This is a genomic window from Streptomyces sp. NPDC047072 (assembly GCF_040643855.1).
GTDB lineage: Bacteria > Actinomycetota > Actinomycetes > Streptomycetales > Streptomycetaceae > Streptomyces.
In genome coordinates this window covers 17,166-31,154 of sequence record NZ_JBEYVC010000123.1, presented here as the reverse complement: position 1 = coordinate 31,154, position 13,989 = coordinate 17,166, and the positions used below count along the sequence as shown (strand labels likewise).

Annotated in this window: 10 protein-coding genes; 5 read left to right on the top strand and 5 right to left on the bottom strand. The window is 71.2% G+C overall.

Translation table 11 applies throughout. The features are described from left to right. Window positions 1–61 precede the first annotated feature (61 nt). Both ABZ896_RS36740 and ABZ896_RS36735 read right to left on the bottom strand, forming a co-directional pair. On the bottom strand, window positions 62–1,783 hold the full coding sequence (locus ABZ896_RS36740) for a hypothetical protein (protein ID WP_360938914.1): 1,722 nt from the start codon (window positions 1,781–1,783) through the stop codon (window positions 62–64). 111 nt (window positions 1,784–1,894) lie between these two features. Beyond that, entirely contained in the window at window positions 1,895–2,650 is a 756-nt protein-coding gene (locus tag ABZ896_RS36735) for an SDR family oxidoreductase (RefSeq protein WP_360938912.1), read from the bottom strand. A 128-nt stretch (window positions 2,651–2,778) separates the two neighbouring features. Here ABZ896_RS36735 and ABZ896_RS36730 point away from each other — a divergent pair, with 128 nt between their 5' ends. Both ABZ896_RS36730 and ABZ896_RS36725 read left to right on the top strand, forming a co-directional pair. Beyond that, window positions 2,779–3,213 carry an Rrf2 family transcriptional regulator gene (locus ABZ896_RS36730; protein ID WP_360938910.1) on the top strand — a complete coding sequence of 145 codons (435 nt, stop codon included), beginning with the start codon at window positions 2,779–2,781 and terminating at the stop codon, window positions 3,211–3,213. A 10-nt stretch (window positions 3,214–3,223) separates the two neighbouring features. Beyond that, the gene (locus tag ABZ896_RS36725) at window positions 3,224–3,874 is read left to right on the top strand and encodes a hypothetical protein (protein WP_360938908.1); all 651 of its coding nucleotides are present in this window, start codon (window positions 3,224–3,226) and stop codon (window positions 3,872–3,874) included. 77 nt (window positions 3,875–3,951) lie between these two features. Here the strand turns inward: ABZ896_RS36725 and ABZ896_RS36720 are convergent, their stop codons facing one another. Beyond that, entirely contained in the window at window positions 3,952–4,575 is a 624-nt protein-coding gene (locus ABZ896_RS36720; protein WP_360938906.1) for a hypothetical protein, read from the bottom strand. Between the two features lie 92 nt (window positions 4,576–4,667). Between ABZ896_RS36720 and ABZ896_RS36715 the strand changes: the two genes are divergently transcribed. Beyond that, a complete protein-coding gene (locus tag ABZ896_RS36715) occupies window positions 4,668–7,838 on the top strand; it encodes an RICIN domain-containing protein (protein WP_360938904.1) in 3,171 nt (1,056 codons plus the stop codon). Between the two features lie 239 nt (window positions 7,839–8,077). Next, a complete protein-coding gene (locus tag ABZ896_RS36710; RefSeq protein WP_360938902.1) occupies window positions 8,078–9,247 on the top strand; it encodes an alanine--tRNA ligase-related protein in 1,170 nt (389 codons plus the stop codon). Window positions 9,248–9,250: 3 nt separating this feature from the next. Here ABZ896_RS36710 and ABZ896_RS36705 read toward each other — a convergent pair whose 3' ends face one another. Continuing rightward, window positions 9,251–11,617, bottom strand: coding sequence for an FtsX-like permease family protein (locus tag ABZ896_RS36705; RefSeq protein WP_360938900.1), 2,367 nt, complete (start codon window positions 11,615–11,617; stop codon window positions 9,251–9,253). After that, window positions 11,614–12,306 (bottom strand): ABC transporter ATP-binding protein, encoded by a 693-nt coding sequence (locus ABZ896_RS36700; protein WP_360938898.1) that lies wholly within the window; start codon window positions 12,304–12,306, stop codon window positions 11,614–11,616. The genes ABZ896_RS36705 and ABZ896_RS36700 overlap by 4 nt, the downstream gene beginning before the upstream one ends. Before the next feature lie 219 nt (window positions 12,307–12,525). On the opposite strand from ABZ896_RS36700, the gene ABZ896_RS36695 reads away from it, so the two are divergent. Next, window positions 12,526–13,893, top strand: coding sequence for a histidine kinase (locus ABZ896_RS36695; protein ID WP_360938896.1), 1,368 nt, complete (start codon window positions 12,526–12,528; stop codon window positions 13,891–13,893). Window positions 13,894–13,989 lie beyond the last annotated feature (96 nt).

Sequence of the window (13,989 nt, the reverse complement as noted above, 5' to 3'; positions counted from 1 at the left end):
GTCAGTCCGACCACCGTGTCGCACGTGCTGAGCGGCCATCGGCCGGTCGCGGAGGGGACTGCTACTGCGGGGACTTGGCGAACCCGGCGAGTGCCGTCGACGTCGGTTCGGGTCGCCCGTTGTTCTGTACGGCCGCCGCGGTCAGGACGTCGAGGTGCTGGTAGCCCTCGGCGACCACGGGGTGCAGGTCGGCCGGGACGCGCCCCGCCAGCAGTCCGTCGCCCGCGAGGACGGTGAGCGTTGGGTTGACGGTGAGCCCCTCGGGATGCACGATGAGGTTCTTCACCTGCGGGGAGTCGGAGAGTTCCAGGTCGGTGACCAGCTTGGTCGGGAAGTACTGCTCGGTGAAGTCCAGCGGCTGCTGCGCCAGGCTGCGCGCCAGCTCCTGGATGTCGGTGACCTCCTTTCCGGCGTCGGTGAACGGGGTGCCGTCGGCCGACTTGTACCCGGGGTCGTCCGCGTCGCCGACGCGGTCGTAGTTGCGCCAGGTGTAGAGCGGGCCGTGCGGCTCGGCCGGGATGGCCTTGTACTCGGTCCCGAACAGCCCCGGCTGCGCCGAACTCCCGTTGGCCGCGGGGAAGTTCTTGTCGACGACCGGCCCGCCGTCGAAGAATCCGACGCTGCTCTGGAGGAACGCGAGCGGCACGGACTGGTCGTCCATGAGCGCGCCGAGGACCGCCTGGTTGGTGAGCCGGAAGTCCTTCACCGCGGGCGTGCCGCTCAGGAAGGTGGCGGTGTCCTTGGAGAACAGGAAGCGGTTGGTCGCCTCGATGTTGACGTTGGAGGGCAGATAGCTGGGCAGGTCGGCCTCGCCGCCGGGATCCTGCAGGGCGCCGACGCCGGCGATGGCCAGCAGGGTCATGGTCTCCGGGTTGAGCAGGACCGGCGCGGACAGCGAGCGCGGGAACAGCCCGGTGTCGAGGCCCCCCTGCACGGCCGCGTAACCGAGGCCCACGTCCGGGAGGTTGGTGTCGTCCGGGATGCTGCCGCTCAGGTCGGCGAGGGAGGTGGAGACGGTGGTGTCGAGGGCGAAGTACCCGGCGCACTGGTTCTGGCCCGCGTCGGCCGTGGTGGCGGGGTTGCCGTCGAAGTCGGCGGTGGCGAAGTACCCGGTGATCACCCCGCCGAGCGAGTGCCCGCCGCACAGCACCTTCTGCTTGCGCACCCGCTGGTCGGGCAACTCGGCGGCGAGCAGGTCGTATTCGTCCCGCACGGTCTGCTCGATGCCGAGCTTCGCCATCCACCCGAGCTTGTCGTTGCCGACGAATCCGGCGAAGGTGCGGCCGTCGACCTGCTTGCCCCGGTAGTAGTAGTCGACGGCCGTGTGCTGGTCGCCCGAGGCGATCCCGGTCGGATCTTCAAGGCAGTTGGAGCGCCGGTCCAGGGCCCAGAACTCGACGTGCTCCCCCTGCTCGGCGGCGCGTGCCACGGCGTTGCGGGCGACGCTGTCGAAGGCCCCTGCCCCCTCCAGGATGCCCGGCTGGGCGACGAGGATCCGGTCGGCGTCGGCGGACTGCGCGGGGCCCGCGGTGGACCGGTACCGCAGATACGACAGCCAGTCGCACGCGGCAGGGCGGGCACCGAAGGACGCGGGCAGCGGCGCTCTCACCCGCACCACGCTCTCGGCCACCCCGGCGACCGACCCGACCGCCTTCTCCGTCCGCGCACTCTCTCCCTGGGCGTCCGGGGACGCCACGGTGAACGCACCGGTGGTCAGCAGCACCGCCAGCGCAGCACTCCGCAGTGCTCTCAGGGTTCGTCCTTTGCTGCGACTCAAGTTCATGCTGGGACGTTAGGTCCGGGGGAACCCACGGCTCCGGCGTTGCTCACAACATCGCAGTCCTCGGTCGCGCCTTTGTCATCAGGCACCAACGCCCGTGACAGGGCTTCCGGTTCAGGCGTTGTAGCCGCCGTGGGCGTCCAGCACCGCGCCCGTGACGTACGACGCGGCGGGGCTCGCGAGAAAGGCGATCGCGGCGGCGATCTCGTCGGGGTGCCCCATGCGCTGCAGGGACAGCGAGCCGACCAGGGCCTTGAGGGTCTCGGGGTCCGGCGGCTGCATGCCGCCCTCCATCAGTCCGGCCTCCACGACGTTGGCCGTGATGTTCCGGGGCCCGAGGTCCCGTGCGACGCCCATGGTGTACCGCTCGATCCCCGACTTGGTGGCCGCATAGTCGGCGAGGCCGGGGGCGCCGACCCGGGAGCCCAGTCCGGAACTCACCGTGATGATGCGGCCGTTCGCGCGCAGCACTCGGGATGCGGCCCGGATGACGGCGATCACGCCGAGGTAGTTGGTGGCGTGCATCCGGTCCAGCGCGGCGGTGTCGGCGTCCGGGTCGTCCACCGTACGACCCTGCTCCACCGAGATCGCCGCGTTGTTGACGAGGACGTCCAGTCCGCCGAAGTACGCGACCACGTCGTCGATCAGCGCCGGCGCCCGGCTCGTGTCCGCCTGGTCGGCCCGGAGGGCTACGGCCTTGGCCCCCTTGCCGTGCACCTCGTCGACGACGGCCTGCGCCTGCTGCTCGGAACTGACGTAGGTGAAGGCGACGTCGGCGCCCTGCTCGGCCAACAGCCGTACGGTCGCGGCTCCCAGTCCGCGCGACCCCCCGGTCACCAGGGCGACCTTGCCCGTGAGTGGCTTGCTCATTCTTCCCACCTCGCTGATCGACCTTTCCCCGCAGTCGCAACACTAATTGTTACGACAGCCAGTCACAACCTTCTCTATTACGACTGCGCCGTCGTAACATGAAGCGTTGCGGCCGGGAGGAGGAGTCCATGAGCGCCAACAGCAGGCTGACCATCGCCGCCCACGCGCTGGCCTGGATCGGCCTCTACCAGCGCCAGGGCCATGAGGTCGCCACCTCCGAGCAGATCGCGACCAGCGCGAACACCAACCCGGTGGTGATCAGACGGCTGCTCGGCGAGCTGCGCAGGGCCGGGCTCGTGGAGTCGCGGCGGGGCGTGGGCGCGGGCTGGTCGCTGGCGCGCGGACTGGAGTCGATGACCCTGCTCGACGTGTACGAGGCAGTGGAACCGGGCCCGCTGTTCGCGATGCACCGCACCACCCCGGACCAGGAATGCGTGGTGGGTCACGGCATCCAGCCGGCGATGCAGAGCATCTACGACGGCATCGAGGAGACCCTCAGACAAGAACTGGCCCGGGTGACGCTCGAGAACGTACTCCGGGACGTGCTCGCGACACCTCGCTAGGCGTCCGCCTATGCTCAAGCACGTGCAACCACCCGACAGAAGCGCTCCGTTGACCATGGCGTTCCCGGCCGAGCTTGCCGGCGATGCCGAGGCAGTGGTGTCGGTCATGCCTGCCTCTCGCCTCCTGCCCGCAGCGCCGTTCTCGGTCGTCGTTGCGGGCCGGCAGGTTCTCATCCCCGAGCGCATCTACAACGACGAGCCGCCACCCGACGCGGTGGCGTCGCTTTCGTCGCACCAACGGCAGCTTCTGCACTGCCTCTACTCAAGGCACTGTGACGGGGTGGTCAGACAGCGCCACCTCGAAAAGGTCGTCGGTTCCACGGACCCCTGGGTCGTCCCCTTCGTCGTGCAACTCGTCGGCGAGTACGTCCTGGAGATCCTGGTCGTCATCCGCGACGAACTCCGCGACCTCGCCGTGCCCGGCACCTGCGGCCACCTCGCCTACGGGCAGTTCCTCGTGGACAACCCGGCCTATTTCGCACGCACCCAACGGCGGGTCGTGAGCTACTGGAACTGCTACTACCGCGGCGCCTACGCGAGTTTCCAGGGCTACCCGGGCCGCACTCTTCTCGATCTTCTGCAGTCCGCCGCCTCCGACAGAGCCGGACGCCCCTGGCCCGACCTCGCTCCAGCCAACACCAGGGTGGACGGCTACGTCTGACCGGCCCGTTCGTCCGGGTCGGCGATGCCCATACGACAGCCACCCCGCCGACCCGGCCCAGCTCCACGACAAACGGCCTACAGCCCGTCCCCCACCATCGCCGCCACGATCCGCACATGCCGGTCCGCCGCCGTACTGGAGTACTCCGTCTCGTAGTTGAGGCCGTACGGCCAGAAGTGCCCGCCGCCCGTCGAGATCTTGGCGCTCGACCCGTCGTACTGCCGCACGAGCGCCGTGGCCTGCGCACCCCTCCAGGTGCCCGTGGAGCCGAGCCGTGTCCACCCCGAACTCGTGCCGACGCCGATGGTGTGGGCGATCTCGTGCAGCGCGGTCCGCTCGGTCATGTAGCTGCGGTTGGCGCCGAAGCGGATCGTGCCGTTGATGTTGCCGTCGGCGGTGGCCACACTCGTGTCGTAGCGGACGGTGATCGTCTTGCCCAGGTCGCTGAGGTTGTTGTAGCGGGTGACGGCGGCGTTCATCGCCTTGGTGATGAGGTCGTACGCGGTGAGCTGGTCCTGCGTCGGACTGCTCGCCCGTTCCAGGGTCCAGGTGATGGTGGCCGCGGCGACCCGGGGCTGGGCCGCCACGGAGGTCGGCGGGGCCGGTGCCGCCTGGGCGATGCCGGGCGCGGTCAGCAGGACGGCCGCGAGGGCGACCACGGCCGCCGAGGTCCGCGGGACATGGATGTGCTCTGCGCTCATGGGGGTCCTCCGGGTGGGGGGGAATTCCGGGGAAAGCGCTTTCCCGAGTTTCCCGGAGGCTAATAGGATGTTTTGAACATGTCAACGAGAGGATGGCTGTGTCCCCACGACAACGCATCGTCCGGCTGTGGGCGCCCCTGCTCCCCTTGGCTCTCGGCGCCGGTGTCCTGACCTCCCCCGCCGCGAGCGCCGACACCGCCGCACCGCAGAGCGCGGTCACCGTGCGGATCGATCCGTCGTACCGGCAGCAGGAGTTCGAGGGATGGGGCACGAGCCTCGTCTGGTTCGCCAACGCGACCGGGAACTACCCCGACCCGATCCGAAGACAGCTGGTCGACATGCTGTTCGGTGAGGACGGCCTGCGTCTCAACATCGCGCGGTACAACATCGGCGGCGGCAACGCCCCGGACGTGCGCGCCGACTACATGAAGGCCGGCGCGACCATGGACGGCTTCTGGAAGGCGCCCGAGGGCACCACCCGCGAGGACACGGACTGGTGGGACCCGAACAACCCCGACCACTGGGACTGGGACGCCGACTCCGGTCAGCGCTGGTGGGTGGACCAGGTCAAGGACAAGGTGACCGACTGGGAGGCGTTCAGCAACTCCCCGCCCTGGTTCCAGACCGTCAGCGGCTATGTCTCCGGCGGCCTCGACTCGGGCACGGACCAGATCCGCGCGGACCGGGTCGACGACTTCGCCCGCTATCTGGTGCGGGTGACCGAGAAGCTGGAGCAGGAGCACGGCATCCGCTTCGACACCATCGACCCGCTCAACGAGCCCAACACCACCTACTGGGGAACCCAGTTGGGGGCCGACGGTCAGCCCACGGGCGGCCGCCAGGAGGGCGCGCACGCCGGACCCGCGCTCCAGCAGAAGGTCGTCCTCGCCCTCGACAAGGCGCTCGACGGCGCCACGACCGACGCCCGCGTCTCGGCGATGGACGAGACCAACCCGAGCATCTTCACCCAGAACTGGAACGCGTACGGTTCCGAAGCACGCACCGCCGTCGACCAGTTGAACGTCCACACCTACGGCACCGGCATGCGCACCAGCGCCCGGGACATCGCCAAGGGCGCCGACAAGAAGCTGTGGATGAGCGAGGTCGAGGGCACCTGGGGCACCGGGACCGACTTCACGAGCATGGAGCCGGGGCTCGGCATCGCCACCCGGATGGTCGACGACATGCGTGAACTGGAGCCCTCCGCCTGGGTGTTCTGGCAGCCGATCGAGGACTCGATCCCGCAGGCCGCGGCGGGCAAGAACTGGGGCAGCATCCATGTGCCGTTCAACTGCACGGCCGCCGACACCCTGGGGAGCTGCCCGATCCGGGCCAACTCCAAGTTCCACACCATCCGCAACTTCACCCACTACATCCGGCCCGGCGACCACTTCGTCAAGGTCGACGACGCCTCGACCGTCGCCGCGGTGCGCGCGTCAGGACGCGGGGTGAGCGTGGTGCACGTGAACAGCGGGACCACGGCGCGTGCGGTGACCCTCGACCTCTCGCGCTTCGGCCGGGTCACGCCGAAGGCCACCGTCACCCCGGTCGTGACCAGTGCGGACGGCGCCCTCGTCCGCGGCACACCCGTCCACGTCAGCGGCCGGTCCGCCACCCTCACCGTCCCCGCGAAGTCGGTCACGACCTTCCTGGTCGACGGCGTCAGCGGCGTGGCGAAGGACGCCGCCCTCGTGCAGGACGGCCATGTCTACCGGCTCCAGGGCACGCAGAGCGGCAAGTCGCTCGCCCCGGCGGCCGACGGCAGCGGAGTCGTCATCCGTACGACCGACAGTGCCAGCGCCCAACAGCTGTGGTCCGTACGGCAGTTGACGCCGGGCCACGAGAACCGCGAGCTCTACGCCCTCACCACCGCAACCACCGGCAAGCGTCTCGCCGTACGGGAGAACCAAGCGGTCCTGGAGGATCCGGCCGACGACGGCGACCCCGCCAGCCAGTGGATCCTCTCCACGACCGGCGACGGCACCTGGACCTTCGTCAACGCGGCCAGCGGACGCCTGCTCGACGTGAGCGGGCAGTCCTCCGCGGACGGCGCCAAGGTGTCGACGTACACGCCGACTTCGGGCGCCAACCAGCGTTGGTCCGTGACCGACGAGACCGTGCTGCGCACCGAGCCGGCCGAGGCGTTCACCGTGCCCGGCCTGGCGCCGCGCCTCCCCTCCTCGGTGACGCCGGTCTACCGGGACGGCTCCCGGGGTTCGCTTCCCGTGGTGTGGGACCCGCCGTCGGAGCGGGCGTGGCGCAAGCCCGGCACGGTACGCGTCTCCGGTCTGGCGACGGACCCGCTCGGGCGCGAGATCCCCGCGAAGGCGGTCGTCACCGTCGACACCATCGCCTCGACGCTTCCCGGACGTGCCAAGACGTACATCGGTGGCAGCCCCGAACTGCCCGACACGGTGGTGGGTATCGGCGCGCACGGCGGCCGGACCGACCTGCCCGTGACCTGGGACGCGGCGCCCGAGTACGGCACGGCGGGCGTCGTGACGCTGCACGGGACCGCTCGCGTCGTGGACGGCAGCACGGTCGACGCGACCGTGCGCGTCCAGGTCACCGAGCCCGCGCAGACGAACATCGCCCCGGATCCGGCCGTCTCCGTGGCGGCCACATACACCGAGAGCGGGTACTCCGCCGAGGGGCTGCGCAATGGCAACACAACGGAGAAAGCCTGGTCCAACTGGCGCTCCGGGACGAAGAATCCGTCCGACACGATCACGTTCACCCTGCCGGCCGCTCGCGATCTCGACCGGGTGGTGGCGCACTTCTACCGGGACGGGAGCAACACGTCCTTCCCCGCGAGCCTGAAGGCGCAGACACGCGACGCGTCGGACGGGACCTGGGTCGACGCGAGTGACGAGATCACCGTCGGGACGGAGGGCACGCCGGTCGTCGACGTGCCGTTGCGGGCGGGCGCTGCGACCGGCGTGCGGCTGGTCATGACGGCTCGTCCGGGCGGTTATCTCACGATGAGCGAGGTCGAGGTGTACGCCCGGACACCCGGCGTCTCCTCGGACGCGGCCGCCTCCTCGATCGAGGTGGCCGGACAGCCGATCCCCGCGTTCGACCCCGACACGACCACCTACCGGGTCACGACCGCCGACCCGCGCCACGCTCGCGTCACGGCGACGGCACACGACCCCTACGCGGCCGTCTCCGTGGAACGAGACAGCAGCCAGGTGGTCGTCACCGTGACCAGCGAGGACGGGTCGCGGACACGGCAGTACCGGATCGATCTCGTACGACGCTGAAGCGCCCGGCACCAAGGCCGTCCCCGAAAGCCGGATGCCGTTCGGGGGCGGCCGTGCGTACCGTTGGCCCCATGGAGGTCACCATCCGCACTCGCACCGCGGCCGCGCGAGCGACGAACTCGCCGGCTGCCGACGCCTGACCTCACCTCTCCCCGGCGGCCGGAAACGGCCCGCCGGTGCAGGACGGTCCCACGTCTCCCGCGGTCCTTTCCGGTCCCCCGAGCCGAAGGATCACCGCCATGGACACGGACCGGACCCTGCGCGTCTTCACCGACTTCTACCGCGAGCGCGGCCACCACCTGATCACCGGCAGCACGCTCCTGCCCCCGCCCGGCGACCCGGTGCTCTTCACCACCTCGGGCATGCACCCGCTCACCCCGTATCTGGAGGGCCGACCGCATCCCGGGGGCCGTCGTCTCGTCAATGTGCAGCGCTGTCTGCGCACCACCGATCTCGACGAGGTCGGCGACTCCGCGCATCTCACGGTGTTCGAGATGCTCGGCTCCTGGTCGCTGGGCGACTACGAGCACTCCCGGAGCCTGCGTTGGGGGTACGAGCTGCTCCGTGACGGCTTCGGCATCCCCCACGAGCGGCTCCATGTCACCGTCTTCGGCGGCGACGACCAGGTCGGCCCCGATGTCGAATCCCTGGGCACCTGGCGGGAGTTGGGTGTGCCGGTGGATCAGACCACGGAGGACAACTGGTGGTCCAACGGGCCCGTCGGGCCGTGCGGTCCCGACTCGGAGATCTTCGTGTGGACCGGCGAAACCTCTCCGCAGGGCACGCCCACCACCGATCCGCGGTGGGTGGAGGTCTGGAACCACGTGAGCATGCGGTACCGACGCCATGAGGACGGCGGTCTCCAGCCCCTGGAACGACCGTCCGTGGACACCGGCATGGGGCTGGAGCGCCTGGTCACGATCCTCCAGGGCCGCGAATCGGTGTACGAGACCGACCTGTTCGAGCCGTGGACGCGGCTCCTGCCGCCGCTGTGGGATCTCGACGAACCCTCCCTGCGGCTGATCAGCGACCATCTGCGCTCCGGTGTCGTCGTCATCGGCGACGGGGTGCGGCCGTCCAACACCGGGCGCGGATACGTCCTTCGCCGTGTCGTCCGCCGGCTGCTGACGTCGCTGCGGCGCGAGGACCCGTCCCGCACCCTGTCCGACCTGCCGGTGGAGCTGCTCCGGCACACCCTGGACCACTTCCGTCTCACCTGCGGGACGGAAGTGGTCCGTGCCGAACTGCTGCGGGAGGAGCGGCGGTTCGACACCCTGCTGGAGCGGGGGCGACGGCTGCTGTCCCTGCCGCGGTACCAAGGGCCGCTGAGCGAGCGGGACTACGAGTACCTCCACGACACCCACGGTCTCCCCCGTGACCTGGTGGTGGGCCTGCGGTCGCGGGAGTGAGCGCTACTCCGTGCGCAGGGCTGTGGCGGTGCGTGCCTTCGCCGCCCAGCCCGCCGGGAGCAGCGCGCCGAGCAGGGCGATGGCAACGCCGGCCAGGCCGAGCAGGATCAGCTGCGGGAGGTCGTAGACGTCGAGGACCACCCGGGGCAGTTCGGTGCCGGCCGCGTGTCCCATCAGCGGGAGCACATAGCCGTGCAGGACGTAGCCGAGGGGGACGCCCACCAGTCCGCCGAAGACGCCGATGCCGGCCACCGAGGCGAGGACGAGGCTCACGGTCTGCCGCGGGGACATGCCGATCGCCTTGCAGACGCCGAGGTCGTGGACGCGTTCCCGGGTGTCCAGGACAACGGAGTTGAGCACACCGAGTCCGGCTACGGAGACGAGCATGAGGGTGAGGAGAGCGGCCATGGCGTCCAGAATGATGATGAAGTTGTCCTGTTCGGACGGGGAGTTGGCCTCCGCGTCGGCGCCCAGGGGCGCGATCTTCGCGTCGAGGCTCTTCGCGTAGTCGGTGGCGGAGACGCCCGGCTTCACGTCGATCAAGTAGGTCTGCGGCTTCGTGGCCGGGAAGTCGGCCATGTCGACGTGGACCTCGATCTCGCCGCCCGAGGTGTCGAAGGCCTCCCCGACGATCTTCAGTGTGGCGGTGTCCTCCCCCACGGTCACCCGCACGCTGTCCCCGACCTCGGCGCCGGTGGTCTCCAGGAAGCGCGGGGGTACGACGACCTGTCCCGCGCCGGTGAGCCAGTGACCGGAGAGCATGGCGTAGCTGCCGGCGTCCGAGTCGCCCTGGTACAGCGTCGCGTGGACGTTCCCGGAGACGCCGGGGAGGGTGGCGTCCTGCTGGGCGACGCCGTAGGAGGAGGCGGTGCCCGACTGCGACTTGATGGCGGCGTTCACCTTGGCGGGATCGGCCGGGGTGGTGCCCGCCGCGGGGGCGGACCTCTGGTGCGCGCCGGGTGGGGGCGGTCCGCCGTTCGGTTCGGGGGCACCGCCGGCGAAGACGGTGACGGTCGCGTGGTCCTCGGGGTCCGCGATCCGGCCGATCTCGTTCAGCGAGGAGGTGAGTCCGAGGGCGAAGGTCGTCGCCACGGTGCCGAAGGCTACGGCGAGCAGCAGTGCGAGGGTGCGGACCGGGTGGGCGAACGGGCCCGCGAGACCGTACGTGACCGGGCGGGGCAGCGGCAGCCGGCCCGCCACGCGGTGCGCCCACTGCCCGCGTCCGGTACGTGGGGCGCGGCCGACGGCGATGGCCTCGACCGTGCGCAGCCGCCCGGCCCGCAGGGCGGGGACGAGGGCCGCGATCCCGACGACGAGCAGCGCGCCGACGGGCACCACGACATCCACCCACCAGGCCACCGACAGGGTGGCGGTGCCGTACGCCTGCTCGGTGTCGTCGAGGAGGGGGACGGCCAGCAGGTTGCCGAGGACGACGCCGAGCGCGATGCCCGCGGCCGCGGGGACGAGGGCCTGCGCCACGTACGCGCCCACGACTTCGCGCGGGGTGAAGCCGATGGCCTTGAGGATGCCGATCCGGCGCAGGCTGGTGCCGACCGCGCCGCTGATGACGCTGCCGACGATGATCACCGACATGACGATGCCGAGGATCCCGAACGCGATCAGGAACGGGATGGTCGGGGCCGCGCCCCGGTCGGCCTCGCGTTTGGTGTCGAGGTAGGATCGGGTGCCGAGGAGCGCCCCGGCCGGGACGGCGGCGACGAGCTTCTCGCGGTCGGCGGCGAGCTGCCCCTTGGTGCCGGCGGAGTCGAAGCGGTAGAGCATCTGGCTGGTGACCGGGGTGTCCTTCGAGGCGAGGGCCCTGATCTGGGCGGAGGTCGTCCAGGCGTCGGCCGTCCGGCCGGCCGAGGTGGCGAAGCCGACGACGGTGAGGGTGGTGCCGGAGACATCCAGGGTGTCGCCCAGCTCGAAGGCGGGCCCCCGGTAGGAGGAACTCAGCACCACCTCACCCGACGCGCGCGCCCAGCGCCCTGTCGTCACGTCGAGGCCGTCCACGGCGGCCTGTGGGCCGGAGCGGCCGACGAAGGTGAGCGCGGGGGTGCTCCGGCCCTCGGCGTCGGTCACCCGGGCGGTCGCGACGGGGTACGGTCCCGCGCTCGCCGTGACTCCGTCGAGCCGTGCGGTGGCGGCGAGTTGGGCGTCGGTGACCTTGCCGGGGTCGTACTGCGCGGTGAGGTGGGCGCCGTGCTGCTGGGCGAAGGCGTGGTCGAAGGGGGCGTTGGAGACGACCATGAGCGAGCCGGCGACCACGGCCGCGGCGACGGCCATCATCGTGGCGACGGCGATGACGACGGTCTGCACGCGTCGCCGGCCCACACCGGAGCGGACGACGCGGACGAGTGGGCCGGTCAACGGACGGCCTCCGTACGGGAGTCGAGGGCGACGTGGCCGTCGACCAGGTGGACGGAGCGGCTCGCGCACGCCTCGGCCAGGGCGAGGTCGTGGGTGACGAGCACGATGGTCTGGCCGCTGCGGTGCAGGTCGACCAGGAGCCGGCGGACGTCCTGCCCGGAGGCGCTGTCGAGGGCGCCGGTGGGTTCGTCGGCCAGCAGCAGCGCGGGCCGGTTGACCAACGCGCGGGCTACGGCGACCCGTTGGCGTTCGCCGCCGGAGAGCCGGCCGGGGTAGGCGCGGGCGTGCTTCTGGATGCCGAGCAGTTCCATGAGCTCTCCGGCCCGGGCCGCCGCCTTGCCGCGCGCGGTACCGGTCAGCTGGGCGGGGAGCTGGATGTTGTCGGCGACGGTGAGGTCGTCGAGGAGGTTGAAGAACTGGAAGACCATGCCGACGCGTTCACGGCGGTAGCGGGCCAGCGCGTGCTCGCCGAGGGTGTCGATGCGCTGTCCGGCGACGGTCACCGTGCCCTCGGTCGGCTTGTCGAGCCCGGCGACGAGGTTGAGGAGCGTGGACTTGCCGCTGCCGGAGGGGCCGGTCACGGCGAGGGCCTCTCCCTGGGCGACGGTGAGGTCGAGCGGTCCGAGCGCGGGCGCGCCGGCGTTGTCGTACCGCTTCGACACGCCCTTCAGTTCGATCACTTGGGTCATGGGAGATGTCCGTCCTCGGGGTGGGATGGTTCGGTTCGGTGCCGGCGAGGTGAAGGTACGGAGGGACGGGCCGCGGGCGCGTCGGCCGGGGCACCGACTTGCGGGCGTCCTCGCGGAGGATCCGGGCGCGGGGTCATCCCTGCGAAGTACGCCTCGTGGACGGGGCGGTGACCGCGAAGGGGGACGCGCGTCCGCGCGGGGGCGCAGCACAATGTGCGGATGGAGACGGAGTTCCGGTGGGCGTGGCGGCGGCAGCTGCGGTCGGCCTTCCGTCCGGGGGCGAGGCCGGCCCCGCTGTCACGGCGGGCCGTGTGGGCCGATGTGGTGCTGGCCGTGCTGCTGACGGTCGTCGCGCTGATCGTGGCGGCGCGCTATCCCGGTGACGGGCCGGTGCACATGACGAAGGTCGAGCAGGGCCTGCCTGTCCGCCCCAGCCTTCCTGTTCGCCCCAGCCCTCCGGACCACCCGGTGCCCGAGGCACCTCCGACGCCTCCTCCGGTGGCCGAGCCGGTCGAAGGGCCCATGGAGGGCGACGTTGTCGCCGGCCCACCGGTGCTGCTGGTGATCCTGTCGGTGCTGCCCCTGGCGGCGCGCCGCCGGTATCCGCTGGCCGTGTTCACGGTGACGCTCGGCGCTGCTCTGGCCATCGGCGACAAAGCCTCCTGGATCACGGTGCTGACCTGTGGCATCGGCGCGTACACCGCCGTCATGTACAGCAGGTACCGGGCGGGGGCGATGGCCGGGCTGACCGTGGCCGCCGTCCTGGCGGGGGTGGCCTTCCGGGGGACGGATCCGGTGTTGCCGGGCTGGTCGAGCCCCGGGGTGGTGCTGCTGGTGGCCGGGGTGGTGGCCAACCTGGTGCGGTTCTGGCGGCGGCGGATGGCGGACACACGGGACCGGTTCGCCCAGCTGGAGCAGGAGCACGAGGAGGCGACGCGGCAGGCCGTGGCGGAGGAACGGGCGCGTATCGCCGCCGAGTTGCACGACGTCGTGACCCACAATGTGAGCGTGATGGTGATCCAGGCGGGGGCGGCGCGCAAGGTCATGGACGCGGCGCCGGAGCGGTCCAAGGAGGCGCTGCTCGCGGTCGAGGCCGGTGGGCGGGCCGCGATGGCCGAACTCCGGCATGTGATGGGCCTGTTGGCCGCGCCGGACGTCGGCCGCTCCCTCGACACGCCCCCGGACGGTCTCGAACCCCAGCCGGGGCTCGGGCAGTTGGACGCCCTGATCGACCGGGTGCGGGCGGCCGGGACTCCGGTCGGCGTCTCGATCTCCCTGCCGCCCGAACCGCTCCCTCCCGGCGTGGACCTCACGGCCTACCGGGTCGTCCAGGAAGCGCTCACGAACACCCTCAAGCACGCGCCCGGCGCGGAGGCACTCGTCACGGTCGGCTGGCGCGAGAACCGGCTGGAGATCGAGATCATGGACACCGGGCCCGTCCGCGCGGCGGGGACGACGGAGGGCAACGGGCGCGGGCTGATCGGGCTGCGCGAGCGCCTCGCGGTCTACGGCGGCGAGCTGACGGCGGGCCCGACGCTCGCCGGCGGCTGGCGGATCCGGGCGGAGGTGCCGTGGCGGACGGCGTGAGGGACCAGGCCGCACCGGGCGCCGGCGTAAGCAGCTCAATGGCATCGGGCGACGGCGTGGGCGAGAGACCGGGCCGACCGACCGCGTGGCGAGGAG